Origin of the sequence: Kitasatospora cineracea (assembly GCF_003751605.1) — a bacterium.
Taxonomy (GTDB): Bacteria; Actinomycetota; Actinomycetes; order Streptomycetales; family Streptomycetaceae; genus Kitasatospora; species Kitasatospora cineracea.
On sequence record NZ_RJVJ01000001.1, the window covers coordinates 2,091,795 to 2,116,427 of the forward strand.

At 73.7% G+C, this 24,633-nt stretch carries 28 protein-coding genes; 16 read left to right on the forward strand and 12 right to left on the reverse strand.

The features are described 5' to 3' along the window. Window positions 1-27 precede the first annotated feature (27 nt). The 3 genes from hemC (at window position 28) to hemB (ending at window position 3,667) form a co-directional block, all read left to right on the forward strand. A complete protein-coding gene (gene hemC / locus EDD39_RS09610; RefSeq protein ID WP_123560286.1) occupies window positions 28-1,002 on the forward strand; it encodes a hydroxymethylbilane synthase in 975 nt (324 codons plus the stop codon). After that, window positions 999-2,618 carry a bifunctional uroporphyrinogen-III C-methyltransferase/uroporphyrinogen-III synthase gene (locus EDD39_RS09615; RefSeq protein ID WP_123554834.1) on the forward strand — a complete coding sequence of 540 codons (1,620 nt, stop codon included), beginning with the start codon at window positions 999-1,001 and terminating at the stop codon, window positions 2,616-2,618. The genes hemC and EDD39_RS09615 overlap by 4 nt, the downstream gene beginning before the upstream one ends. Window positions 2,619-2,686: 68 nt before the next feature. After that, entirely contained in the window at window positions 2,687-3,667 is a 981-nt protein-coding gene (gene hemB / locus EDD39_RS09620; protein WP_123554836.1) for a porphobilinogen synthase, read from the forward strand. A 22-nt stretch (window positions 3,668-3,689) separates the two neighbouring features. Here the strand turns inward: hemB and EDD39_RS09625 are convergent, their stop codons facing one another. The 4 genes from EDD39_RS09625 to EDD39_RS09640 form a co-directional block, all read right to left on the reverse strand. Further along, window positions 3,690-4,502 carry a hypothetical protein gene (locus tag EDD39_RS09625; protein WP_123554838.1) on the reverse strand — a complete coding sequence of 271 codons (813 nt, stop codon included), beginning with the start codon at window positions 4,500-4,502 and terminating at the stop codon, window positions 3,690-3,692. 122 nt (window positions 4,503-4,624) lie between these two features. After that, window positions 4,625-4,882: a hypothetical protein gene (locus EDD39_RS09630; RefSeq protein WP_030457847.1), complete on the reverse strand. Its 258-nt coding sequence runs from the start codon at window positions 4,880-4,882 to the stop codon at window positions 4,625-4,627. A 199-nt stretch (window positions 4,883-5,081) separates the two neighbouring features. Further along, window positions 5,082-5,426, reverse strand: coding sequence for a hypothetical protein (locus EDD39_RS09635; protein WP_035953754.1), 345 nt, complete (start codon window positions 5,424-5,426; stop codon window positions 5,082-5,084). A 148-nt stretch (window positions 5,427-5,574) separates the two neighbouring features. Further along, on the reverse strand, window positions 5,575-5,919 hold the full coding sequence (locus EDD39_RS09640; RefSeq protein WP_030457845.1) for a hypothetical protein: 345 nt from the start codon (window positions 5,917-5,919) through the stop codon (window positions 5,575-5,577). 277 nt (window positions 5,920-6,196) lie between these two features. On the opposite strand from EDD39_RS09640, the gene EDD39_RS09645 reads away from it, so the two are divergent. Next, on the forward strand, window positions 6,197-6,904 hold the full coding sequence (locus tag EDD39_RS09645; RefSeq protein ID WP_123554839.1) for a hypothetical protein: 708 nt from the start codon (window positions 6,197-6,199) through the stop codon (window positions 6,902-6,904). Between the two features lie 68 nt (window positions 6,905-6,972). On the opposite strand, the gene EDD39_RS09650 is transcribed toward EDD39_RS09645, so the two are convergent. The 3 genes from EDD39_RS09650 to EDD39_RS09660 form a co-directional block, all read right to left on the reverse strand. Continuing rightward, entirely contained in the window at window positions 6,973-7,356 is a 384-nt protein-coding gene (locus tag EDD39_RS09650) for a hypothetical protein (RefSeq protein ID WP_123554841.1), read from the reverse strand. A 111-nt stretch (window positions 7,357-7,467) separates the two neighbouring features. Further along, window positions 7,468-7,761, reverse strand: coding sequence for a chaplin (locus EDD39_RS09655; protein ID WP_123554843.1), 294 nt, complete (start codon window positions 7,759-7,761; stop codon window positions 7,468-7,470). 88 nt (window positions 7,762-7,849) lie between these two features. Further along, window positions 7,850-8,092 (reverse strand): chaplin, encoded by a 243-nt coding sequence (locus EDD39_RS09660; RefSeq protein ID WP_014136468.1) that lies wholly within the window; start codon window positions 8,090-8,092, stop codon window positions 7,850-7,852. 461 nt (window positions 8,093-8,553) lie between these two features. On the opposite strand from EDD39_RS09660, the gene EDD39_RS09665 reads away from it, so the two are divergent. Together EDD39_RS09665 and EDD39_RS09670 are read left to right on the forward strand one after the other, a co-directional pair. Then, the gene (locus tag EDD39_RS09665; protein ID WP_030457840.1) at window positions 8,554-8,793 is read left to right on the forward strand and encodes a chaplin; all 240 of its coding nucleotides are present in this window, start codon (window positions 8,554-8,556) and stop codon (window positions 8,791-8,793) included. A 265-nt stretch (window positions 8,794-9,058) separates the two neighbouring features. Continuing rightward, window positions 9,059-10,714 carry an RICIN domain-containing protein gene (locus EDD39_RS09670; RefSeq protein ID WP_244256663.1) on the forward strand — a complete coding sequence of 552 codons (1,656 nt, stop codon included), beginning with the start codon at window positions 9,059-9,061 and terminating at the stop codon, window positions 10,712-10,714. 7 nt (window positions 10,715-10,721) lie between these two features. Here EDD39_RS09670 and EDD39_RS09675 read toward each other — a convergent pair whose 3' ends face one another. Beyond that, entirely contained in the window at window positions 10,722-11,300 is a 579-nt protein-coding gene (locus tag EDD39_RS09675) for a DUF4291 domain-containing protein (RefSeq protein ID WP_123554845.1), read from the reverse strand. 123 nt (window positions 11,301-11,423) lie between these two features. Between EDD39_RS09675 and EDD39_RS09680 the strand changes: the two genes are divergently transcribed. Continuing rightward, the gene (locus EDD39_RS09680; protein WP_208765470.1) at window positions 11,424-12,347 is read left to right on the forward strand and encodes an N-acetylglucosamine kinase; all 924 of its coding nucleotides are present in this window, start codon (window positions 11,424-11,426) and stop codon (window positions 12,345-12,347) included. Between the two features lie 27 nt (window positions 12,348-12,374). Here the strand turns inward: EDD39_RS09680 and EDD39_RS09685 are convergent, their stop codons facing one another. Beyond that, window positions 12,375-12,863: an ATP-binding protein gene (locus EDD39_RS09685; protein WP_123554849.1), complete on the reverse strand. Its 489-nt coding sequence runs from the start codon at window positions 12,861-12,863 to the stop codon at window positions 12,375-12,377. Between the two features lie 169 nt (window positions 12,864-13,032). Between EDD39_RS09685 and EDD39_RS09690 the strand changes: the two genes are divergently transcribed. Continuing rightward, window positions 13,033-13,791 (forward strand): GntR family transcriptional regulator, encoded by a 759-nt coding sequence (locus tag EDD39_RS09690; RefSeq protein ID WP_030457835.1) that lies wholly within the window; start codon window positions 13,033-13,035, stop codon window positions 13,789-13,791. A 168-nt stretch (window positions 13,792-13,959) separates the two neighbouring features. Beyond that, window positions 13,960-15,771, forward strand: a complete 1,812-nt coding sequence (locus tag EDD39_RS09695; RefSeq protein WP_123554851.1) for an alkyl/aryl-sulfatase — start codon at window positions 13,960-13,962, stop codon at window positions 15,769-15,771. Window positions 15,772-15,789: 18 nt separating this feature from the next. Here EDD39_RS09695 and EDD39_RS09700 read toward each other — a convergent pair whose 3' ends face one another. Continuing rightward, the gene (locus EDD39_RS09700; RefSeq protein ID WP_123554853.1) at window positions 15,790-16,332 is read right to left on the reverse strand and encodes a YbhB/YbcL family Raf kinase inhibitor-like protein; all 543 of its coding nucleotides are present in this window, start codon (window positions 16,330-16,332) and stop codon (window positions 15,790-15,792) included. Between the two features lie 152 nt (window positions 16,333-16,484). Then, entirely contained in the window at window positions 16,485-17,264 is a 780-nt protein-coding gene (locus EDD39_RS09705) for an NAD(P)-dependent oxidoreductase (protein ID WP_123560290.1), read from the reverse strand. 65 nt (window positions 17,265-17,329) lie between these two features. Between EDD39_RS09705 and EDD39_RS40780 the strand changes: the two genes are divergently transcribed. Further along, window positions 17,330-18,220 (forward strand): LysR family transcriptional regulator, encoded by an 891-nt coding sequence (locus EDD39_RS40780; protein WP_123554855.1) that lies wholly within the window; start codon window positions 17,330-17,332, stop codon window positions 18,218-18,220. Between the two features lie 29 nt (window positions 18,221-18,249). After that, a complete protein-coding gene (locus EDD39_RS40785) occupies window positions 18,250-18,438 on the forward strand; it encodes a winged helix-turn-helix domain-containing protein (RefSeq protein ID WP_425269745.1) in 189 nt (62 codons plus the stop codon). A 12-nt stretch (window positions 18,439-18,450) separates the two neighbouring features. Here EDD39_RS40785 and EDD39_RS09720 read toward each other — a convergent pair whose 3' ends face one another. Continuing rightward, window positions 18,451-18,939: a hypothetical protein gene (locus EDD39_RS09720; protein ID WP_030908511.1), complete on the reverse strand. Its 489-nt coding sequence runs from the start codon at window positions 18,937-18,939 to the stop codon at window positions 18,451-18,453. Between the two features lie 366 nt (window positions 18,940-19,305). Between EDD39_RS09720 and hemL the strand changes: the two genes are divergently transcribed. The 5 genes from hemL (at window position 19,306) to resB (ending at window position 24,631) form a co-directional block, all read left to right on the forward strand. Further along, window positions 19,306-20,649, forward strand: a complete 1,344-nt coding sequence (hemL, locus tag EDD39_RS09725; RefSeq protein ID WP_123554859.1) for a glutamate-1-semialdehyde 2,1-aminomutase — start codon at window positions 19,306-19,308, stop codon at window positions 20,647-20,649. Window positions 20,650-20,708: 59 nt separating this feature from the next. Further along, window positions 20,709-21,359 (forward strand): histidine phosphatase family protein, encoded by a 651-nt coding sequence (locus tag EDD39_RS09730; RefSeq protein WP_123560292.1) that lies wholly within the window; start codon window positions 20,709-20,711, stop codon window positions 21,357-21,359. Window positions 21,360-21,510: 151 nt separating this feature from the next. Continuing rightward, entirely contained in the window at window positions 21,511-22,101 is a 591-nt protein-coding gene (locus tag EDD39_RS09735) for a TlpA family protein disulfide reductase (protein ID WP_123554861.1), read from the forward strand. Further along, complete coding sequence (locus tag EDD39_RS09740; RefSeq protein ID WP_030457823.1) at window positions 22,098-22,877, forward strand: cytochrome c biogenesis CcdA family protein; 780 nt, start codon at window positions 22,098-22,100, stop codon at window positions 22,875-22,877. Before EDD39_RS09735 ends, EDD39_RS09740 begins: the two co-directional genes overlap by 4 nt. A gap of 2 nt (window positions 22,878-22,879) precedes the next feature. Beyond that, window positions 22,880-24,631, forward strand: a complete 1,752-nt coding sequence (gene resB, locus EDD39_RS09745; RefSeq protein ID WP_123554863.1) for a cytochrome c biogenesis protein ResB — start codon at window positions 22,880-22,882, stop codon at window positions 24,629-24,631. The last annotated feature ends 2 nt before the right edge of the window (window positions 24,632-24,633 follow it).

Here is a 24,633-nt window from a genome sequence, read left to right on the forward strand (position 1 = left end):
CCCCAGCACGACCAGGACGATCACCTCATGAATGGTCAAGAGACAGTGACGCCGCTGCGCCTCGGCACCCGCCGCAGCGCCCTCGCCATGGCCCAGTCGGGCATGGTCGCGGAGGAGGTCGCCAAGATCACCGGCCGCCGGGTGGAGCTGGTCGAGATCACCACCTACGGGGACGTCTCCCGCGAGTCGCTGGCCCAGATCGGCGGCACCGGGGTGTTCGTCTCCGCCCTGCGCGACGCCCTGCTGGAGGGCCGGATCGACCTGGCCGTCCACTCGCTCAAGGACCTGCCCACCGCCGCCCCCGCCGGGCTGCTGCTGGCCGCAGTCCCCGAGCGCGAGGACGTCCGGGACGCGCTGGTCGCCCGCGACGGCCTGGACCTGGCCGAACTGGTCGGCAAGAGCTCCGGCCGCACCGTCCGGGTCGGCACCGGCTCCCCGCGCCGGATGGCCCAGCTCAACGCCTGGGCCCGGGCCCGCGGCGCCGACCTGGTGACCGTGCCGATCCGCGGCAACGTCGACACCCGGATCAACTACGTCCGCTCCGGCGAGCTGGACGCCGTGGTGCTGGCCACCGCCGGACTCAACCGGCTCGGCCGCTCCGCCGAGATCACCGAGCACCTCGACCCCGCGCTGATGCTCCCCGCCCCCGGGCAGGGCGCGCTCGCCGTCGAGTGCGTCGACCCGACCCTGGCCGCCGTGCTGGCCCGGCTCGACCACCGCCCCACCCGGGCCGCCGTGGTCGCCGAACGCGCCCTGCTGGCCACCCTGGAGGCGGGCTGCTCCGCCCCGGTCGCCGCCCTGGCCGCCTGGACCGGCACCGAACTGCGCCTGGACGGCGTGGTCGGCACCACCGACGGCGCCGAACTGCTCAAGATGTCCGCCAACGGCCCGCTCGTCCCCGACGAGACCGCCGAGGAGCAGGCCGCGGCCCTGGGCCGCGCCCTGGCCACCCGGCTGCTCGACACCGGAGCGGCCAACCTGATGGGGGAGCGCGCCCGATGACCGCCGCCGGATTCCACCCGCCCGCAGGGCGCTGCACCTTCCTCGGCGCCGGTCCCGGCGACCCCGGACTGCTCACCCTGCGCGCCGTCGACGTGCTCGGCACCGCCGACGTGCTGATCGCCGACCCGCTGACCGCCGCCGCGGTCCGCACCCACTGTCCCAACGGCGTCCAGGTCATCGACCCGGCCGACGCGGGCAAGGAGCTCGCCGACCTGGCCGCCGACGCGGTCAAGGCCGGGCGCCACCTGGTCCGCACCGTGGACGGCGACCCCGGCCTGGACGGCTGCGCCGCCCAGGAGATGCTGCGCTGCGCCAAGGCCGGCGTGCCGTTCGAGGTCGTCCCGGGCGTCGCCCAGTCGGTCGGCGTGCCCGCCTACGCGGGCGTGCCGCTGCGCGGCGGCCAGGGCGCCGACGTCCGCTTCGTGGACGCCGAGGCGCTGCTGGCCGGCCAGGTCGTCGACCTGGGCGCGCCGGAGACCACCCTGGTGGTGCGCACCACCCTGGGCCAGCTGCCCGCGACCGCCAACTCCCTGGTGGCGCACGGCCGCAAGCCGGACGCGGCGCTCTCCGCGACGCTGTCGGGCACCACCACCCGGCAGCGCACCTTCACCTCCACGCTGGCCGCCATCGCCGCCGACCTGAAGGCCGCCCGGGTGCTGCCCTCGCCGGTCTCCGCCCCGGTGGACCCGGCGACCTCGGTGATAGCCGTGGTGGGCGAGCAGGTCGCCCACCGGGCCTCGCACTCGTGGTTCGAGACCAAGCCGCTGTTCGGCTGGAACGTCCTCGTGCCGCGCACCAAGGAACAGGCCCACGGCCTGTCCGACCAGCTGCGCTCGTACGGCGCGGTGCCGCAGGAGGTGCCGACCATCGCGGTCGAGCCGCCGCGCACCCCGCAGCAGATGGAGCGGGCCATCAAGGGCCTGGTCACCGGACGCTACGAGTGGATCGCCTTCACCTCGGTCAACGCCGTCAAGGCCGTCCGGGAGAAGTTCGAGGAGTACGGCCTGGACGCCCGGGCGTTCGCCGGGATCAAGGTCGCCGCGGTCGGCGAGACCACCGCGCAGGCGCTGGTCGACTTCGGCGTCAAGCCCGACCTGGTGCCCTCCGGCGAGCAGTCCGCCGCGGGCCTGCTGGAGGACTGGCCGCCGTACGACCCGGTGTTCGACCCGATCGACCGGGTGCTGCTGCCGCGCGCCGACATCGCCACCGAGACCCTGGTGGCCGGCCTGGTCGAACTCGGCTGGGAGGTCGACGACGTGACCGCGTACCGCACGGTGCGCGCCTCGCCGCCGCCGGCCGAGACCCGCGAGGCGATCAAGGGCGGCGGCTTCGACGCGGTGCTGTTCACCTCGTCCTCGACCGTCCGCAACCTGGTCGGCATCGCCGGCAAGCCGCACAACGTGACCGTCATCGCCTGCATCGGCCCGGCCACCGCCAAGACGGCGGAGGAACACGGCCTGCGGGTCGACGTGATGGCCCCGGCCCCGTCCGCGTCCGCGCTCGCCCAGGCGCTGGCCGACTTCGGGGCCACCCGCCGGGACGCCGCCACCGCGGCGGGCGAGCCGGTCTACCGGCCGAGCGAACGCCGCCCCGGCTCGCGCCGCAAGGCGCGCTGACCCTCGGTCGGGGGGAGGCCCTCGGGCCTCCCCCCGGCGCATTCTCCGCGACCCAGGGAGCCTTCGAAGTGTCCGCCGAATTCCCGTCCGTCCGCCCGCGCCGGCTGCGCTCCACCCCGGCGATGCGCCGCCTGGTCGCCGAGACCCGGCTGCACCCGGCCGAGCTGGTCCTGCCCGCGTTCGTCCGCGAGGGGATCACCGAGCCGAGGCCGATCACCTCGATGCCGGGCGTGGTCCAGCACACCCGGGACACCCTGCGCCGGGCCGCCGTCGAGGCCGCCGAGGCCGGGGTCGGCGGCCTCATGCTGTTCGGCGTCCCCGAGGTGCAGGACGCGGTCGGCTCCGAGGGCACCAACCCCGAGGGCATCCTGCAGCTCGCCATCCGCGACGTGGTCTCCGAGGTCGGCGACCAGCTGGTGGTGATGTCCGACCTGTGCCTGGACGAGTACACCGACCACGGCCACTGCGGGGTGCTCGCCGAGGACGGCTCGGTCGACAACGACGCCACCCTGGAGCGCTACGCCGAGATGGCCGTCGTCCAGGCCGACGCGGGCGTCCACCTGGTCGGCCCGTCCGGGATGATGGACGGCCAGGTCGCGGTGATCCGCAGGGCGCTGGACGCGGCCGGGCACCGGGACACCGGCATCCTCGCCTACACCGCCAAGTACGCCTCGGCGTTCTTCGGCCCGTTCCGGGAGGCCGTCGGCTCCTCGCTCAAGGGCGACCGCAAGACCTACCAGCAGGACCCGGCCAACGCCCGCGAGGCGCTGCGCGAACTGGAGCAGGACCTCGCCGAGGGCGCCGACCTGGTGATGGTCAAGCCCGCGATGGCCTACCTGGACATCCTGCGCCAGGTCGCCGACGCCTCCCCGGTGCCGGTCTCCGCGTACCAGGTCTCCGGCGAGTACGCGATGGTCGAGGCCGCCGCGGCCAACGGCTGGATCGACCGCGAGCGGACGATCATGGAGACCCTCACCTCGATCCGCCGGGCCGGCGCCGAGCAGATCCTCACCTACTGGGCGGTCGAGGCCGCGGGCCTGCTGCGCTGACGGCGCGTCAGGCGCGCCGGGATCAGGCGGACTTCGGGAAGTCCTTCCGCTTGATCTTGGCGCGCCGACCGTCCGGGTGGTGGAAGACGATGCCCTCGGCGAGCGCGCCCGGCGCGAACCGGCTCTCCAGCTCCGCCAGGTGCTCCCGCAGGCCCCGGTAGCTGCGCGGGACCTCCTCGTACACCGGCGCCTCGCGGTCGAACGGCAGGCACAGGTGCCGGTCGAGCCCCAGCGGGTTGCCCTGGATCCGCGGCCCCAGCGCCTCGCACGGGTGCTCCCCGTCCGGCCAGCCGGCCACCTCGGTGCCGCGGGCGGCGGCCAGGATCCACCTGTCCTCGGCGGCGTCCTCCGCGGTGTCGGCGTACCAGCCGTCGACGATGCCCAGCGCCTTCTGCGCGGCGTTCGGGTTGCGGCGCTTCTCCACCCGCACCAACCGCCCCGAGCGGACGGTCAGTCGGACGTTCGTGCCGTCCAGCTTCTCGGTCGCCGTGCCCTCCCCGGCGAACACCCAGGCGCACTCGGCGCGCGGGCGGTCCACCACCCGGAAGCCGGCGTCCCGCTCGAACAGCGTCGGGATCTTCTCCATGGTTGCCATCCCCCTCCGTACCTGACCGACAAGTTCCTCGGGCGTGACCGTCCCCGCGGCCAGGCCGGCGGCCAGCGCGCGGACCAGGTCCGCGACCGACACCTCCGCCTCCACGGCGACCCGCTTCAGCGCCTTCTTCTCCTCCGGCGACACCCAGGCCACCAGCCGGGACCAGCCCTCCGGCGGCACCCAGCGGGCCAGCTTCTCCGGGTCCTTCCTCGGCCTGCCGCGGCCGCGCTTCTCCTCCACGGGCGTCGACGGTAGGCCGGATTTTCCATAGTGTCAATTGGCATAACAGGAAATCGGCGCGGGCACGACGGAGGGCGCGGCGGCCGTGAACGGCCGCCGCGCCCTCCGGGGTTGACGTCGGGTCAGCCGATGTCGACGATGCCGCCCTCGCCGCCGCCGACGGCGGTGTCGGTGGCCCAGCCGTAGCCGCCGCCCGCGGTGAAGATGTGGGAGGTCTCGGCGAAGCCCGCCCAGTGGCCGGCGACGAAGGGCTCGTCGGCGGTGGCGACACCCTCCTGGCCGCCGCCGACGGCGACGTGCGCGTAGGCGGGGGCGGCGATGCCGGCCAGTGCGAGGGCGGCGACGGAGGTGACGACGACCTTGCCCAGCTTGCTCTTCATGGGGGTTCCTCTCTGCGTCAGGGAAGTGGTTCCAGGGAACACAGCGGTGCGGCTGGAACGGCGCTGCACGCGCCCACCGGTGCTCCGATCACCCGATCGCACCGCAGACGAACGGGTTTCCGGGAGCGGCCGGAGACATGGAACCGCCGGGCCCGCGGGATCGCTCCCCCGGACCCGGCGGTCGGTTGCGACCGGAAGGTCAGCCGATCAGGTGGCTGACGCCACCGTCGCCGCTGCCCACGGTGTTCTGGCCGACGACGCAGGTCTGCGACGGCTGGTTGTTGAGGACACCGGCCTCGACCGGCACCGCGACACCGATGACGGCGACCGCGATGTTGTGGACCTCGGGGAGGCAGAGGTTCGGGTTGTCCAGGGTGTGGAAGTTCGGGCTGTGGTTGCCCGAGGTGCCGGTGGCGTTGGTGCCGCCGTTGCCCTGAACCGAGGTGGCGGCGCCGTCCGCGTCGCCGATGGCCATCGCCGGGGAGGCGATCGAGGCGAGACCGGCGGCGGCGATGCCGGCGGCGGCGAGAGCCTTCTTGATCATTGGGTTTTCCTTTTCGGATCTGATGGAGTGGAGCAGCGGACCGACGCGTGGCTCGCGCCTGGTCCTGACCGCCGGACCGGGGGAGCGGACCGGGCGGGTCGTGCCGCGCGGAGCGTGGGGCTCCGCGCCGGGGGGCAGTGACGGTGGGTCAGCCGACCAGGTGGGAGACGCCGCCGTCGCCGCTGCCGAGGGTGCCCTGGCCGACCACGCAGGTCTGCTTGGGCTGGTTGTTGAGCGCGTCCACCTCGACCGGGACAGCCACGCCGAGCACGCCGACGCCGATGTTGTGGATCTCCGGGAGGCAGATGTTCGGGTTGTCGGCGAAGTGGAAGTTCGGGCTGTTGTTGCCCCAGGTGCCGGTGGCGTTGGTGCCGCCGTTGCCCTGGATCGAGCCGGCCGAACCGTCCGCGTTGCCGATGGCGACGGCGGGGGTGGACACCGCGGCGAGCGCGGCGGCGGCCAGGCCGACGGTAGCGAAAGTCTTCTTGAGCATGGTGGAGATGCCTCTCTGAAATGCTGTTCGAGGGGTGCTGCCCCGTCGTCGTCGGGATCAAAGAATGGCGGCACGGAAAGTTACGGGGTCCGGAGGAAATTCGTCATTGGTCACCGGTTTACCCGCGCGCCGGTCGGATTTTCGTCGGTGCGGAGATCGGATTATTCAGCCGTTCCGGTTAACTCCCGCTATCCGCGAGGGAGGTGACTCGTTCGCCAGGGTGCCCATCAGGCACTCGAACCCATTTCCCGAACTCCCCGAACGAACGGCGAACAGCATGAAGCTCTCCAAGCGGGCGACCGGCGCCCTGCTGCTGGCGGTCGGCGCCGGCGTGGTGGCGGCGCAGGGCGCGGCCCAGGCCGCTCCGAAGACCCCGGCCGAGGTGGCCGCGATCGAGAACGGCCTGGCCACCCAGGAGGTGCCGTTCAGCATCCCGCTCAGCGCGGCCACCGCCCCGCTCCCGCTGCTGCCGGACGGCGGCGAGGTGCACGGCGGGATCCCGACCTCGCCGCTGATGCCGCCCACCGGGACCGACCAGAGCCCGACCCGGCCGATCCCGGACCACGTGCTGCCCGCGCTCAACGGCGGCAAGGCCGGCCCCTCGCTGGGCGCGGTGCTGCCGCTGCCCGAGGTCGACCGCGGCGCCGAGCTCGGCACCCTCGGCCTGGACGCCCCGGCCGCCCCGCTCAACCTGGGCGGCCCGGCGGTCGGCCTGGGCCAGCCGGTCTCCTTCGTGGAGGGCCGGGGCGGCCGGCTCACCGACGCCGCACTGACCCTGGACAAGGTCGACCCGCACCTGGTGACCGCGCCGGTGCAGGCCGTCCCGGGCGCGAGCGCCTCGCTCGGCGGCGAGCAGGACCAGATCTCGGTCACCGACTCGGTGCGGAACCTGGCCGCCACCACCACCGCCACCACCGGCGAGATGATGAACCAGGCCGACCCGGTGGGCATCCTCGCCAGCGGGCTGGACCGGACGCAGTTCTGACGGACCGCCGGACACGACGGAGCGGCCCGGGCCCCTCACGGGGAGCCCGGGCCGCTCCGCGTCCGGGCTCAGCCCGGCAGCGCGCCGAGCAGCGGGCCGGCCAGCGGGAGGTCCTTCGCGCCGCCGCCGCCGGACAGCGGCGCGGTGAGCGGGGCGGTGCCGACCGGGGCGACGCCGTTGTCGGGGACGACCGCGACGCCGTTGTTCAGCACGTCCGCACCGGAGCCGGCCCACGGGTCGAGCCGCAGGTCCTTCACCGGGGCGACGGCGTAGCCGAGCGCGCCGGTGGTGCTGCCGACGGCCTGCTGGGGGTCGGTGTTCTGCAGGTGGGTGGTGGGCACGGGCAGCCCGCCGAGCGTCTCGGTCTCGGCGTGCGCGGCCTGGGCGGTGACGCCGCCGAGCAGCACGGCGGCGCCGAGCGCGGCCACGGCGCCGGTGGTCTTCCGGGTCATCGGCCAATCCTTCGGGGTGAGTGGAGCGGTGCTCCGGGGGGAACGCGCGCGGCCCCCCGGCCGCGGGGCCGAGGGGCAGTCTGCACGGGGTTACCGATCAGCCGGGGCCGTTCAGCAGTCGTCGCCGACCGGCGGCTCGTGGTGCTCGTGGTGCTCGGCCGGCATGTCCACGTTGGCGCAGGTGTTGCCGAACGCCGGGTTCAGCAGGCCGATGACGTTGATCGAGTTGCCGCAGACGTTCACCGGGACGTGCACCGGGACCTGCACCGCGTTGCCCGAGAGCACGCCGGGGGAGTTGGCGGCGACGCCCTCGGCGCCGGCGGAGGCGTTGGCCAGACCGGCCGAGCCGAGGACCAGGCCGGCCGCGGCGGCCGACAGGACGGCGGCCTTCTTCACGTTCTGCATGGGGGTTGATCTCCTAGATCACACAGGGAGTTGGTGCGCCGCACCGCACCCGGGGGTGCGGTGCGGCGCGGGCGCTGCGTCAGGCAGTTCAGCCGACGTTGGCGCAGGAGTTGCCGAACGCCGGGTTCAGCAGGCCGATCACGTTGACGGTGTTGCCGCAGACGTTGACCGGGACGTGCACCGGGACCTGGATCAGGTTGCCGGAGAGCACGCCGGGGGAGCCGGCGGCGACGCCCTCGGCGCCGGCGGAGGCGTTGGCCAGGCCGGCCGAGCCGAGGACCAGACCGGCGGCGGCGACGGACAGGACCGCGGCCTTCTTGAAGTTGCGCATAGCTCTCTTCCTCACGTTCTGCCCGACTGATGGATGGTCGGGTGCCGGGCGATCGCATCATCGCCCGCGGTTTTCCGGATGCGCCGTGAATGTCACTCACGCGGCCCAACTGCCTCGTGTCGCCCTTGGCTCGGGCGACGCGTGCCGCGTCGGGGTGCGCCGGCGGCTGCCCACTCACGGCTGGGGGCGGTCGCTTGGCGGCGCGTCCAGGGCGGCCCGGGGGCTGCCTGTGGAGCGGTGTTCGTGAGGAAGAACGAGCCGATGCGGCCGGGGAAACGGGCGGATTCCGCGAACGGCCCCGGGCGTCACCCGAATGCGCGGATTAGGCCGAGTGGGTGATTGTTTGGGGGCGTCCGCAACTGCGCCGGAGCGGTTTCGTTGGCCTGGTGCACGTCCCGTGTGCTTCCTTCCGGCAGCCCCCGGCGCGGCAATTGGAAGATCTGATTTATCGAGGAGACTCAATGAGCATCAAGAAGGCCGCCGCCGTCGGCGCCGCTGTCGTGGGCATCGTCGCCGCCGGTGCGGGCTCCGCCATGGCGAGCAGCGGCGCCGAGGGTGTCGCCGCCGGTTCCCCCGGTGTCGCCTCCGGCAACGAGATCCAGGTTCCGGTGCACATCCCGGTCAACCTGTGCGGCAACTCGATCGACGTGATCGGCGCCCTGAACCCGGCGTTCGGCAACTCCTGCGCCAACGTCGGCTGACGCACGGCCACCAGTCGGCCGAGCCGTCGTCCGCACCCTCCTGGCGGGGTGCGGGCGGCGGCTCGTCCGTTTCTCCGGGCCGGGGCTCCGGTTCTCCGGGCCGCGGCGCTGACGGGTCGTCATGCTGCCGCGAGTCTTGTTGTGTTACCTGTCAGTACCTAGCATGTGAGCCTGACTCATGTTCGCCGGGCCCCGGGCCCGGCACCCGTGCTCCGCGCCGCCCGGCACCCGCCGGGCGATCCCCCACCCTCGCAAGGAGTCATGAGTGTCCAGGTCACTCCTCGGCCGGGCGGCCCGCCGCCGCCCGCCCGCGCTGCTCGCCACCGCCGCCCTGCTCGCCGCCCTCGGCCTCGGCACCGGCCTCGGCGCGGCCGACGCCCGGGCCGCCTCCGGCAGCCCGGGCAAGCCCGCCGCGATCGTCGCGCTCGGTGACAGCGCGATATCCGGCGAAGGCGCCGGCACCGACACCGGCGACGACTACGTCCCCGGCACCGACACCCCCACCAACTACTGCCACCGCTCCACCAGGTCCGAGATCTTCGTGACCCAGCTGCCCGGCGTCACCCCGATCGACCTGGCCTGCTCCGGCGCCCAGACCGGCGACCTGGTCAGCGACCCCGAACTGGCGAAGATCACCGGCCCCGGCAGCGGCGACTTCGGCGAACCCAAGCAGGACGTCCAACTCGCCGCCACCGCGGGCAAGTACGACGTCAAGATGGTGGTCGTCACGATCGGCGCGAACGACGACTTCGAGTTCGCCGGCATCATGATGTCCTGCCTCGCCCAGTACTTCCCGATCCCGCAGTCCCAGGGCTGCCGGGACACCATCGGCAGCGCCGAGATCACCCGCCGGGCCGCCGGGGTCAAGCCCAAGGTGACCGCCGCGCTCACCAACATCCGCAACACCATGCGGAAGGCCGGCTACTCGGACGACTCCTACCAGCTGGTCTACCAGTCGTACTTCAACCCGATCACCCCCGACATCCGGCGCAACGACTACGCCGGCAAGGTCGCCGACGGCTGCCCCGCCTTCCCCGAGGACCTCGCCTGGGGCCACAACTGGGTCGTCCCCACCCTCAGCGACGCCCTGCGCGAAGCCGCCTCCGGCGTCCCCGGCGTCCGCTACCTCGACCAGCGCCGGGTCGCCTTCGGCCACGAGGTCTGCGCCGAGTGGACCAGCTCGCCGTACGAGTACACCAACGGCGACGTGATCGACCTCTCCGAGAAGACCCGCAACGGCTGCGACAGCCCGATCTCCATCCCCGGCCTGTGCATGAACAACGTCCGCCAGTCGTACCACCTGCGGGTCGCCGGGTACGCCGCCGAGGCCGCCTGCCTGCGGCAGTTCTACCAGCAGGCCGCGCTCGGCCAGGCGTTCTGCTCGCTCAACCAGCAGGACGGCACCTCGATCACCCCGCTCACCCCCGGCAAGCCGTTCCCCGACGCCCCCGAGGACGGCGCCTGGTACCAGCTCGCCAACCAGTCCGACGGCAAGGTCCTCGACCTGGCCGGCGGCGGCAGCTACGGCGACTCCACCAACGGCCGCACCGCCATCACCTACGCGCCCACCGGCGGGCTGAACCAGTCCTTCGTGTTCGAGGCCAAGGCCGGCGGCTCCTACGAGCTCGACTTCAGCGGCAACCGCGACATGTGCCTCGACGCGGCCGGCGCCGCCACCGCCCCCGGCACCAAGGTCCAGCAGTGGCGCTGCACCGGCGGCGGCAACCAGCACTGGCTGCTGCAGCCCGTCGGCGACGGCACCTACAAGCTCGCCGACTCCCAGGACCCGACCAAGCTCGCCACCGCCACCACCCAGACCGACGCCCAGGGCAACCGCCTGGTCCAGCTCGCCCCCGACAACGGATCCGCCGCCCAGCACTGGCAGCTCACCAAGCTCGGCATCGTCTACCTGCACGGCTGACGCCCCGTCAGGAAACCCCCAGCCGGGCGGCCGCACCCGAAGGCACCGGGTACGGCCGCTCCGGCGGCAGCAGCGCCGGGTCCCGCGTCGCGTGCAGCGCGCGGGCCAGCGGCGTCAGGTCCTCGATCCGCACCAGCCACTCCCCGGCGTAACGCTCCACCAGCGCGCCGCCCAGCCCCAACTGCAGCGAACGGTGCCCCAGCGGCCGCAGGTCCAGACCCCGCTCCGGATCCCACTGCACCCGGGCCTCGCTGCGCCGCAACTCCCGCTGCCAGGCGGCCCGCGAGGCGTGCACCCCCCGCTCGTACGAGCTCAGCACCGCCGCCTCCAGCGCGGCGTCGAACCCCTCGCGCCGGATCACCACCCCCAGCACCCGCTCCTGCCCCTCGCTCCGGGCCCAGTCGCTGCGGTGCATCAGCCAGCGGAACGACGGCTTCACCCACGTCATCCGCCCCAGCCCGAACGCCGCGGGGAACCGCCCGTCGGCCGCCGCGGGCTCGGCGATCTCCGGCCGGAACGCCTGGTAGACCGTCACCGTGTCCTCGTCGTAGCGGGCCCGGACCTGCCTCTTCGGTGTCTCCTCCACCCCTCCATGCTGACCGCCCGGTCAACCGGAATTACCGGAGCCCGGCGAGGACGGGGCCCCTTCCCCGGGTGGGAGCATGGGGGCCGGAGGTGCGCGGTGGCCGGTGGGCGGTTGGTGCTGGGGTTGGACGTCGGGGGGACCAGTACGCGGGTGCTGGTCGCCGAGTTGGACGGGCGGGTGGTCGGGCGGGCGCGCGGGGACGGGGGCAATCCCGTCGCGCACGGGGCGGCGGCCGCGGCCAGGGAGATCGGGGACGCCGTGCGGGCCGCCCTGGCCGGGCTGGACCCGGCGCGGGTGGCGGCCGGGGTGCTGGGGCTCGCGGGCGGGCTGGTCGCGCGGCCGGAGTTCGGGCCGCTCTGGGACGGCCTCGGGCTGGGCGCGCACCCGGTGCTGGTGAGCGACGTCCTGCTGGCGCACGCCGCGGGCACCGCCGCGCCGGACGGGCACGTGGTGCTCAGCGGGACGGGCGGGATGGCCGCCGAGGTCCGCGACCACCGGGTGCGCCGCACCGCCGACGGGCACGGCTGGCTGCTGGGCGACCGCGGCTCGGGCGTCTGGCTCGGCCGGGAGGCCGTCGCCGGGGCCCTCGCCACCATCGACCGGGACGAGCCGCCCACCGGCCTGGACCTGGCGGTCACCGCGGAGCTGACCGGCCCGGACGGCCCGGGCGACGACCCGCGCTCGGCGCTGATCGCCGCCGTCCACGCCCAGGCCCCGACCCGGCTGGCCCGGCTCGCCCCGGTCGTCCTCGACCGGGCCGGGGCCGGCGATCCGGCGGCGCTCGCCCTGGTCGACCGGGCCGCCGACCACCTGCTCGACACCCTGGCCCTGCTCCGCCCGCCCGGCTCCGCCCTCCCGGTGGTGCTGGCCGGCGGCCTGCTCACCGCCGACACCCCGCTCGCCCTCCGCCTCCGCGCCGGGCTCGCCACCCGCTGGCCGGACGCCCCGCTGCGCACCGCCGGGAACGGCGCGGGCGCGGCGGCCTGGCTGGCCGCGCGATCGCTGGGCCGCGGGACGGCGGAGCTGCACCGCGCGCTGACGGCCTGACACCCCTCCACCGCCGGTGGGCCGTCCTCACGGGCAGGTCATCGCCCAGGGCGCGACCTTGCCGGGCGGGGCCTGCTGCGGGGCGCCGCCGGGGGTGTCGCCGGCGCTGCGGGCGGCCGCGCCCGGGAGGGCGATCTCGGCCCAGACCCACTTGCCCCCGCCCTTGCGCACCACGCCGTGGGCGAGGGCGAGTTCGGCGATCAGCAGCAGGCCGCGGCCGGACTCCGCGTCGCCGTCCGGGGCGCCGGGGACGGGGACGGCGGGGGAGGAGTCGTAGACCTCGATGACGGCGCGGTGGTGCAGCGGGTCGGCGTGCACACCGACGGTGACGGCGTCCCCGGTGGCGTGGCGGACGGCGTTGCCGAGGAGTTCGGAGGTGACGAGGTCGAGGGTGAAGCGGGTGTCCTCGTCGAGCGGGGTGTTCCAGGCGGTGAGGAGGTCGCGGACCCGGCGGCGTCCGACGGCGACGGTGGCGGGCTCGCGGGGCAGTGAGAACCATCGACGGTGGACGGACATGGCGGGCTCCTCACGCGGTTTCGCCCGATGGGCGGAGACTCGGCAGCCGATATGAGGGTATGTCAGATCCCAACATCTCTAGACAAGCTGAAATCTCTAGAGATGTCAATGCGTCAGGGACCGCCCCTGCGTAGGATGTCTAGAGAAGAGGGGAAGGAAGTCCGCCGCCATGACCAGTCACCCACGCGTCACGCAGCCCAAGTACCAGCGGATCGCCGACGACCTCAAGCGCGAGATCGACGCCGGCCGCTACCGCCCCGGCGACCGGCTCCCCGGCGAGAACGACCTGATGGCGACGTACGGCGTGGCCAGGATGACGGCCCGGCAGGCGCTCGGCGTGCTCCAGGGCGAGGGGATAGCGGAGGCCCGCCGCGGCGTCGGCGTGTTCGTGCGGGAGTTCCGGCCGATAAGGCGGCGCGGCATCCAGCGGCTGTCCGGCCGCACCTGGGGCGGCGGCGCCTCGGTCTGGTCGGCCGACATAGCGTCCCGCGAGCTGACGGTGGACCAGCTGAGCGTCACCGAGCGGGAGGCGCCCGAGCAGATCGCCGCCGTGCTGGGCCTCAAGGGCGGCGAGCCGGCCTGCGTGCGCAGCCGCCGCTTCGTGCTGGACGGCAAGCCGGTGCTGATCTCCGACTCCTACCTGCCCGCCGTGCTGGTCGCGGGCAGCCGGATCACCGACCCGGACACCGGCCCCGGCGGCACCTACGCCCGGCTCGCCGAACTCGGCCACAAGCCGGTGCACTTCCAGGAGCAGATCCGCTCCCGGATGCCCGCCGGGGACGAGGCGGAGCGGCTGGCGCTGGCCCCCGGCACCCCGGTCTTCCTGGTCCACCGGGTGGCGTTCGCCGAGGACGGGCAGGCGGTGGAGGTCAACGAGATGGTCCTCGACTCGGCCTCGTACATCCTCGAGTACGACTTCGACGCCTGAGCCGGCGGCGCCCGTCCCGGCGGAAGTCCTCCACAGGGCTGTGGACGGGCGGCCCGCTCACCGGTTCGGCGCAGCAGCCCGGGGCGGGCCGGGGCGCGGCGGCGGAGGGTGGGAGCGGGGTCTGCCCGCGAGCGGCGCGGTGCGGCCCGCGAACCGGGAGGCGCCGAGGTGACCCACCACGACCAGCTGGACTACTCCGACCGCACCGACTACGAGGACGCCGACCGCGGCCTGGTCGCCGGCCCCGCCACCGACACCGTCGCGGGCCCGGACGGCCGGACGGCCTGGAACTTCCGGGCCACCGACTTCCTGGCCGGGGAGCGCCCCGACACCGTCCACCCCAGCCTCTGGCGGCAGTCCCAACTGACCGCCCGCGCCGGGCTGTTCGAAGTCACCGAGGGCGTCTACCAGATCCGCGGCTTCGACCTGTCGAACATGACGCTGATCGAGGGCGAGCGCGGCGTGGTGGTGGTCGACCCGCTGGTGTCCGCCGAGACCGCGGCGGCCGGCCTGGCGCTGTACCGGGCGCACCGCGGCGAACGCCCGGTCACCGCCGTCCTGTTCACCCACTCGCACATCGACCACTTCGGCGGCGTGTTCGGCGTGGTCGGGCCGGACGCGGACGTCCCGATCGTCGCCCCGGCCGGGTTCATGGAGCACTCGGTCGCCGAGAACGTCTACGCGGGCACCGCGATGCTCCGGCGCGGCGGCTACTACTCGGGCATGGCGCTGTCCGCCGGGCCGACCGGCAAGGTCGGCATGGGCCTGGGCTTCACCGCCTCGGAGGGCACCGCCGCGCTGATCCCGGCGACCCTGGAGGTCACCCGCACCGGCCAGGAGGAGCGCCTCGACGGCGTGCTGTTCCGGTTCCAGCTGACGCCCGGCACCGAGGCGCCGTCCGAGCTCAACTTCCACCTGCCCGAGCGCCGCGCCCTGTGCATGGCCGAGAACGCCACCCACAACCTGCACAACATCCTGACCCTGCGCGGCGCGGTCGTCCGGGACGCCCGGATCTGGTCGCGCTACCTCACCGAGGCGATCGAGCTGTTCGCCGCCGACTCCGACGTGGTCCTCGCCTCGCACCACTGGCCGACCTGGGGCACCGAGCGGCTCACCCGCTTCCTGTCCGAGCAGCGCGACCTGTACGGCTACCTGCACGACCAGACACTGCGCCTGCTCAACCAGGGCCTGACCGGCCCGGAGATCGCCGAACAGCTCGAACTCCCGCCCGCGCTGGCCGCCGCCTGGCACGCCCGCGGCTACTACGGCTCGGTCAGCCACAACGTGAAGGCCGTCTACCAGCGCTACATGGGCTGGTACGACGGCCACCCCGCCTCGCTCTGGGAGCACCCGCCGACCGCGACCGCCACCCGCTACGTCGACTGCCTCGGCGGCCTCGACGCCACCCTGGCCAAGGCCCGCGAGTACGCCGACGCGGGCGACCTGCGGTTCGCCGCCCAACTGCTCAAGCACGTGGTCTTCGCCGCCCCCGACCGCGCCGACGCCAAGGAGCAGCTGGCGGAGGTCTTCGAGCGGCTCGGGTACGGCGCCGAGAACGCCACCTGGCGCAACTGCTACCTGGTCGGCGCCCACGAGCTGCGGCACGGCGTCCGGCCCACCCCGATCTCGGCCGGCAGCATGGCCGGGGCGCTCTCCGTCGACCAGGTCTTCGACTCGCTGGCGATCCGGGTCAACGGGCCCCGGGCCTGGGACGAACGGCTCAGCACCGTCTGGAGGTTCACCGACCTCGGCACCGTCCACCGGGTCACCCTGCACAACGGCGTCCTGGTGCACGGCGAGGCCGCCGGCGACGGCGGCCCGGCCGACCTCACCGTCACCCTCACCAAGCCGCAGCTGTTCGCCCTGCTGGCCGGGAAGGGCGCCGACGACCTCGGCCTGGACGGCGACGCCACCGTGCTGGACCGGCTGTTCGCCGCCCTGGACGAACCCGACGCGTCCTTCCCGGTGGTCACCCCCTGACCACCGCCCGACCGGAGGTCAGTCCTGGTCGGCCGGGACCTCGTACTCGGCGACCAGGACGGCCCGGGCCAGGGCCAGGAAGCCGAGGGTGCCGCTGACCACGGCCGCCGGGGTGTCCGCGGCCAGCCCGAGGGACTCCACCGGCAGCGCGTGCACGGCGAACACGTAGCGGTGCGGGCCGTGGCCGGGCGGCGGGGCGGCGCCGCCGAAGTCGTTGCCGCCGTAGTCGTTGCGGCCGTGCACGGCCCCGGCGGGCAGGCCCGGGAAGCCGCCGCCGCCCGCCCCGGCGGGCAGCTCGGTGGTGCCGGCCGGGAGGTCGGTCAGCTGCCAGTGCCACCAGCCGCAGCCGGTCGGCGCGTCCGGGTCGAAGCAGGTCACCGCGAAGCTCTTCGTCTCCGGCGGGAAGCCGGACCAGCTGAGCTGCGGCGAACGGTTCCCGCCCCGGTACGCCTGCTCCGGACCGAGCCGGCCGCCGTCGTCGACGTCGGCGCTGAGCAGCGTGAAGGACGGGACGGGCCGCATGAAGTCGAACGGCAGCGGCGGTCTGGCGGGCGTGGTCATCGGCAGGTTCCCCCTCGGAAGGACGGTCGGTGCCGGGCGAGCCTAGCCGCGAGTTTTCGACTCGCCCAATGCCCTTGCGCCGTGGGAGAATTGATGCGCGAGGACGTGCCCCGCCAGCCCCCGGCCCCTCGGTTCGTCCCCCTTCGTCCGCCTCATCCCGCCGCCGCCGCGAGGTCGAGCTCGGCGCGGGCCGGGTCGGCGAGCAGGGCGGCCAGGGCGGCGGCGAAGACGGGGCCGCCCCCGGCGAGGGCGAGGTCCTTCGCGGCGAGGCGGATCGGGAAGTCCGCGTCGGTGCTGTCGACCCGGGCCATCACACCCGCCAGCGGGCCCGCGGCCAGCGCGCGACGGGCCTGCGCGGCGGGGACGCCGAGGCGCTCGGCGACGGCCAGGGCCTCGCCGACCACGGTCACCGAGGTGACGACGGCGCCCATCATGACGATCTTGAGGGCCGCGCCCGCGCCGGGCCCGCCGCAGCGGACCACCCGGCCGAAGCGCTCCAGCAGGGGTTGCGCCCGGTCCAGCGCGGGGTCCTCGCCACCCGCGTAGACGACCAGCGAGCCGGCCGCGGCCGCGTCGACGCTGCCGAGCACGGGGGCGTCCACCAGGTCGACGCCGTGCGGGAGCCGGTCCCGCTGTTCGGCGACGGCGGCCGGGCCGATCGAGGACATGTCGATCCACAGCGTGCCGGGGGCGAGCGCGGGGCGGAACCGGTCCGCGACCGCGGCGACCGCCGCCGGGTCGGCGAGCATCGTCACCACCACGCCCGCGCCGCGCACCGCCTCCTCGGGGGAGGCCGCCTCGGTCAGGCCCCCGGCCCGGCCCGGGGTCCGGTTCCAGACCGTCAACTCCCTTGTCACGCCGTCCAGTCGGCGGGCCAGCGGAAGTCCCATCCGGCCCAGCCCCAGCACTGCCACCCGCTCCGTGATCTCCATGGCGACCACGCTAGGCGCGGCCGAGGCAGGCGACAAACGAATGTCCCGCATGGTAGCCATGCGGGATGGACATGGCTTGGCTGGAGGTCTTCCGCACCGCGGCCCGACTCGGTTCGTTCACCGCGGCGGGTGACCGGCTGGGCTGGACGCAGTCCGCGGTGTCACGTCAGATTGCCTCACTAGAAGGCGAGTTGGGGGTCGTGCTGTTCGACCGGCTGCCCCGCGGGGTGGGCCTGACCGAGCACGGGCGGACCCTGCTGCCGCACGCCGAGGCCCTGCTGGAGCGGTACGACGGCACCCGCCGCGACCTGGCCTCGCTCACCGGTCTGAGCGCCGGACGGCTGCGGCTCGGGGCCTTCGACAGCGCCAACGCCGCCCTCGTCCCGGCCGCGCTGGCCGCCTTCCGGGGCGCGCACCCGGCGATCGCCCCGACCCTCACCGAGGGGCTCTCCGGCGACCTGCTCGAGCTGCTCGCGGACGGTTCGATCGACCTCGCCCTGGTCACTGCCTATCCGGAACACCCGTACGACACCGAGCGGTTCGAGCTGCACCGGCTGGTGGACGACCCCGTCCTGGTGGCCGTTCCGCGCACCCACCGGCTGGCCCGGCGCCGCCGCCTGCGGCTGGCCGAACTCGCCGACGAACCCTGGATCGCCGCCAGCCGCCGCCCCGAGGCCACCCTGCTGGCGGCCTGCGTCCGCAGTGGTTTCCAGCCCCGGGTCGAGTACGAGGTGGCCGGCTGGACAGCCAAACTCGGCCTGGTCGCCGCTGGGTTGGGCATCACCCTGATCCCCTCGCTGGCCGCCCGGGCGGCCCGCCCCGACCTCGCCCTCGTCCCGCTGCACCCGGAGGACACCCCTGTCCGCCACGTCCACACCGCCGCCCGCCGCGGCCACCACCCGGCCCCGGCCGTCACCGCCTTCCTGCCCTTCCTGCGGGCCGCGGCCCACGGCTGACCGCCAAGGAGTTCGGCGTCCTGGAGTGCCTGGCCCGGCGGCCGGACCAGGCCGTCCCGAAGACCGAGATCCTCGACTCGGTCTGGGACACCGCCTTCCGCGGCGACCTCAACATCGTCGAGGTGTACGTGGCCGCGCTGCGCCGCAAGTTCGCGGCCGCCCGGGCCCGCTGCGTGATCGAGACGGTGCGCGGCGTCGGCTACCGGCTGGTGCCCTGAACCGCCGGAGCCTCAGGGCCAGACCAGGCAGTACAGCTGGTGGCCGGCCTCGTGCAGGCGGCTGGCGAAGTCCTGCCACTCGTGCAGCATCTGGTAGATGACGAAGGCGTCCCGCGGGCCGCGGCGGTCGGGGACGGTGGACCAGATGAAGGCGGCGGCGCCGAGCTCGGTCTCGTCGGCCTTGCGGAGCGGCTCGACCACGGTGTGCGGGAGCTGGACGACCGCGTAGTCCGGGTGCAGGACGACCAGTTCGAGCGGCGGGACGTGGTGCAGCGGGACGCCCTGGATGCCGGTGAGGACCATCGCGCTCATGGTCTCCGGCTTGATCTTGGTGGAGAGGTGGCCGCCGGCGGAGCCGCTGGTCTCCATCAGGTCGCCGAGCCGGCCGAGGGCGCCGAGTTCGCCGGCGTCGAGCCCGAGCCCGCCGGGGCCGAGGGCGGTGGGAACCCTGGCGGCGGTGGCGCGGTCCGGAGCGCCGAAGTACTTGTAGGTGACCCCCACTCTGCCCTCGCCCCTCCTTCCCCTGCCCGTACCCGTACCCCCGCCGGTCTCGCCGGGCCGGAGGCCGTGCCCCGGGGCCTCGTCGAAACCGTCCTGCCTCTCGGACACTGGACCATCCTCACCGGAACTCGCCGGAATCGACAGACCTTCGCATGTTCGGGGTCCCTCCCGAACATGCCCCTTACCCGTCTGTCGGCGTGCTACACGAGCGCGCGTCACCCGACCTTACCTTCGGCACAGCCGGTGAGGGGAGCAGCACACGGATCATCGTTCCAGATGATCGGGCCCGACATGCAGAACGCCAGGACACGATTTGAGACCATGTGCGGGTAAGAGCGGTTCCCGGCCACTCCCAGCACCCAACGGATGAGCGAGCAGATGAGCTACCCGTACGAAGCCCCCCAGTCCCAGTCGCTGTTCGACCGCGCCCTGGCCGTCACCCCCGGCGGCGTCAACTCGCCGGTGCGGGCCTTCCGCGCGGTCGGCGGCACGCCCCGCTTCATGGTGTCCGGCACCGGCCCGTACCTGACCGACGCGGACGGCCGCGAGTACGTGGACCTGGTCTGCTCCTGGGGCCCGATGCTGCTCGGCCACGCCCACCCGGAGGTGATCGGGGCGGTGCAGCGGGCGGTGGCCCGGGGCACCTCGTTCGGGACGCCCGGGGAGGGCGAGGTGGAGCTGGCCGAGGAGATCACCGCCCGGATCGCCCCGGTCGAGCAGGTCCGGCTGGTCTCCAGCGGAACCGAAGCGACCATGTCCGCGATCCGGCTGGCCCGCGGCTTCACCGGCCGCGCCAAGGTGGTCAAGTTCGCCGGCTGCTACCACGGCCACGTGGACGCCCTGCTGGCCGCCGCCGGCTCCGGCGTCGCCACCTTCGGCCTGCCCGACACCCCCGGCGTGACCGGCGCCCAGGCCGGCGACACCATCGTGCTGCCGTACAACGACCTGGACGCGGTGCGCGCCGCGTTCGCCGCCAACCCCGGCCAGATCGCCTGCGTGATCACCGAGGCCTCGCCCGGCAACATGGGCGTCGTCCCGCCGCTGCCCGGCTTCAACCGCGGCCTGGCCGAACTCTGCCGGGCCGACGGCGCGCTGTTCGTCTCGGACGAGGTGATGACCGGCTTCCGGGTCTCCAAGGCCGGCTGGTACGGGTTGGAGGCCGCCCACGAGGGCTGGGCGCCGGACCTGCTGACCTTCGGCAAGGTGATGGGCGGCGGCTTCCCCGCCGCCGCGTTCGGCGGCCGCGCCGACGTGATGGCCCACCTCGCCCCGGCCGGCCCGGTCTACCAGGCCGGCACCCTCTCCGGGAACCCGGTCGCCACCGCGGCCGGCCTGGCCCAGCTGCGGCTGTGCACCGACGAGGTGTACGCGACGGTCGACCGGGTCGCCGCCGAGGTCTCCGGCCTGGTCACTGCGGCGCTCGCCAAGGAGGGCGTGGCGCACCGGCTGCAGACCGCGGGCAACATGTTCTCGGTCTTCTTCACCGAGCGGCAGGTCACCGACTACGACGAGGCGCGCACCCAGCAGGCGTTCCGCTTCAACTCCTTCTTCCACTCGATGCTGAGCCAGGGCGTCTACCTGCCGCCGTCCGCCTTCGAGTCCTGGTTCGTCTCGGCCGCGCACGACGAGCGCGCGATCGAGCGGATCGCCGCCGCCCTGCCCGCCGCCGCCCGCGCCGCGGCCGAGGCCACCGAGGAGACCGCCAAGTGACCGAGAACACCAGCGAGAGCACCCGCGAGAACGGCAAGGACGTCACGGTCGTCCACGTGATGCGGCACGGCGAGGTGCACAACCCGGAGGGCGTGCTGTACGGCCGCCTGCCCGGCTACCACCTCTCCGACCTGGGCCGGCAGATGGCCGAGCGGGTCGGCGAGCACCTCAAGGACCGGGACATCACGTACGTGGTGGCCTCGCCGCTGGAGCGGGCGCAGGAGACCGCCGAGCCGATCGCCAAGGCGCACGGCCTGCAGGTGGCGGCCGACCCGCGGCTGATCGAGGCGGAGAACGTCTTCGAGGGCAAGACCTTCGGCGTCGGCGACGGCTCGCTGCGCAACCCCGGGTACTGGAAGTACCTGACCAACCCGTTCAAGCCGTCCTGGGGCGAGCCGTACATCGACCAGGTGGTGCGGATGATGGGCGCCCTCGCGGCGGCCCGGGACGCCGCGCGCGGGCACGAGGCGGTGTGCGTCAGCCACCAGCTGCCAATCTGGATCCTGCGCTCGTTCGCGGAGCGCCGCCGGCTCTGGCACGACCCGCGCCGCCGGCAGTGCTCGCTGGCCTCGCTGACCAGCTTCACCTACGAGGGCGACCGGATCGTCTCGATCGGCTACCGCGAGCCGGCCCGGGACCTGCTGCCGGCGCACCTGGTGGGCAAGGGCAAGAAGGGCGACAAGCCGGTCGGCAAGAGCTTCGGGGCGTAGCTCGCACCGGGCCCGCCGGGGTAAGCCCGGCGGGCGGAGAAATGCCCGAATTAAGACGATCATAAGCGGAGAAGCCGCAGGTCACGGGGGGTCGGGTCGACAACGCCGGACCCCCCTAAAACGGGCCGAAGAGCCATGCGAAACTTTTCACATGTCACGGACGTCCAGCCGCATCCGACTCACCGCCGCCCTCGGCGCGGCCTCCGCCCTGGCCCTGGCCGGGTGCTCCAGCTCCGGCAGCAGCGGCGGCGGAGTCGGCTTCGTCACCGGCAAGGGCGGCGTCGCCACCGCCGCCCCCGCCAAGCGGGTCGCCGCCCCCGAGATCACCGGCACCCCGCTGGACGGCGGCGGGGCCCTCAAGCTCTCCGACTACCGCGGCAAGGTGGTCGTCCTCAACATCTGGGGCTCCTGGTGCAGCCCCTGCCGGGCCGAGGCCAAGGGCCTGCAGGAGACCAGCCAGAAGTACGGCGGCCAGGTCCAGTTCCTCGGCATCAACACCCGGGACACCGACCCCGCCAACGCCGTCGCCTTCGAGAAGAACTTCGGGGTCACCTACCCGAGCATCTACGACCCGGACGGCGCCGAGATCCTCAAGTTCCCCAAGGGCAGCCTCAACCCGCAGTCCATCCCGACCACCATCGTGATCGACAAGGACGGCAGGCTGGCCGCCCGCGCCATGCGCGCGCTGTCCGCCGAGGACCTGCAGAAGATGGTCGACCCGGTGCTGGCGGAGTCGAAGTGAGCGCCCTGCTGGCAGCGGCGGACGTCGGGTACAACGAGACGGTCGGCAGCGGCGCGCTGGTGCTCGCCCTGCCGATCGCGCTGGCCGCCGGGCTGGTCTCGTTCTTCTCGCCGTGCGTGCTGCCGCTGGTGCCCGGCTACCTCAGCTACGTCACCGGCTTCTCCGCCGCCGACCTCTCCGACGCCAAGGGCACCCGGCGCGGCCGGATGCTGCTCGGCTCCGCCCTGTTCGTGGCCGGGTTCGCGGCCGTCTTCATCTCCGAGGGCGCGCTGTTCGGCTACGTCGGGAAGTCCCTGGCGGACCACAAGCGGATCGTCTCGGTGGTCATGGGCGTCGTCACGGTGCTGATGGGCCTGGCCTTCATGGGGCTGCTGCCCGGCTTCTCGACGCGCGAACTGCGCACCCACCGCCGCCCCGCGGTCGGCGTGTACGGCGCCCCGCTGCTCGGCCTGGTCTTCGGCGTCGGCTGGACCCCCTGCCTCGGCCCGACCATGGCGGCGATCAACACGCTCTCCACCAACGAGGCCGACGCGGGGCGCGGCGCACTGCTGATGACGGTGTACTGCCTCGGCCTCGGCGTACCGTTCGTCCTGGCCGCCCTGGCGTTCCGCAAGGCGCTGGGCGCCTTCGGCTGGGTCAAGCAGCACTACCAGTGGGTGATGCGGATCGGCGGCGGCATGCTCGTCGCGGTCGGCCTGGCCCTGGTGACGGGGGTGTGGGACGCGCTGGTCAACCAGCTCCAGTACCTCGCCCAGAACTTCTCGATCGGAATCTGACCGTGAGCGACACCAAGACCAGCCCCAAGCCGGCCGACGCCGCGGAGCCGGACGCCGAGCGGCTCAGCACCGCGCCGGAGGAGAACGACTCGGTGCCGGCCGGCATGGGCGTGCTCGGCTGGCTGCGCTGGTTCTGGCGCCAGCTGACCTCGATGCGGGTCGCCCTGCTGCTGCTGTTCCTGCTCTCGCTGGCGGCCATCCCCGGCTCGCTGGTGCCGCAGAACACCAACGCGTTCAAGGTCGCGGCGTGGAAGAACACCCACAAGGGCGTGGCGCCGCTCTTCGAGAAGCTCCAACTCTTCGACGTGTACAGCTCGGTGTGGTTCTCCGCGATCTACATCCTGCTGTTCGTCTCGCTGGCCGGCTGCATCCTGCCCCGCACCTGGCAGTTCGTCGGCGTGCTGCGCGCGCAGCCGCCGGCCGCCCCGCGCAACCTGACCCGGATGCCGGTCTACGCGGCCTGGCACACCGGGGCCGACCCGGAGGCGGTCAACGCGGCCGCGCACCGGCTGCTGAAGAAGCGCGGCTTCCGGGCCGCGGCCGGCTCCGGCTCGGTGGCCGCCGAGAAGGGCTACCTGCGCGAGGTCGGCAACCTGCTGTTCCACTTCGCGCTGTTCGCCCTGCTGGCCGGCTTCGCCTGGGCCAGCCTGTTCAGCGGCTCCGGCACCAAGATCGTGCTGGAGGGCCAGGGCTACTCCAACACCACCACCCAGCTCGACGACTTCACCGGCTCGGCGTTCTACGGCGTCGACGACCTGGACGCCTTCGGCTTCAAGCTGGACGGCTTCACCGCCGAGTACCAGACCCAGGGCCCGGCGGCCGGCACCGCCAAGGAGTTCGTCGCCAACGTCCGCTACTGGGACGGCGCCGACTCCGGCAAGCAGAAGAACGCCCGGATCGAGGTCAACCACCCGCTGGAGGTGGGCGGTTCCAAGGTCTTCCTGACCGCGCACGGCTTCGCCCCGGTGGTCACCGTCCGCAACGCGAAGAACGAGGTCGTCTACCGCGGCCCGACGCCGTTCCTGCCCCGGGACAGCAACGTCACCTCGCCCGGCGTGATCAAGGTCAACGACTACGGCACCGACGCCCAGGGCAACAAGACCCAGCTCGCCTTCAAGGGCTTCTTCCTGCCCACCGCGGCGGCCGACTTCACCGGCACCGGCCCGATCTCGGTCTTCCCGGCCGCCGCCGACCCCCGCCTGGTGCTCAACGTCTACGCCGGCGACCTGCGCACCGACAGCGGCCTGCCGCAGAACGTGTACGAGCTCGACGACAAGGCGATGACCCAGCTCAAGGTCAACGACGCGCCCGCCACCGCGATCCTCAAGGTCGGCGAGGGCTGGGAACTGCCCGACGGCTACGGCACCCTGACCTTCGACGGCTACCAGCAGTGGGCCAACTTCACCGTCTCGCACCGCCCCGGCAACACGGTCGCGCTGCTCGGCGCGGTCGCCGCGGTCCTCGGCCTGATCGGCTCGCTGTTCGTCCAGCGCCGCCGGATCTGGGTCCGGGCCACCGCCGGGGCCGACGGCCGCACCCTGGTCGAGATCGCCGGCCTGGGCCGCAGCGAGTCCGCCCGCACCGCCGAGGAACTCGCCGAGATCGCCGTCGACCTGCAGGACGACGCCCCGGCCGCGGAGGAGCCCCCGGCCACCGAGGAGCCGCCAGGTTCCGAGAGCCCCGAAGACGACGCACCCGCCGCAGCCGACTCCCCGGCCGCTGCCGTTCCCACCGCCCCGGAAACCAAGGAGTAGAC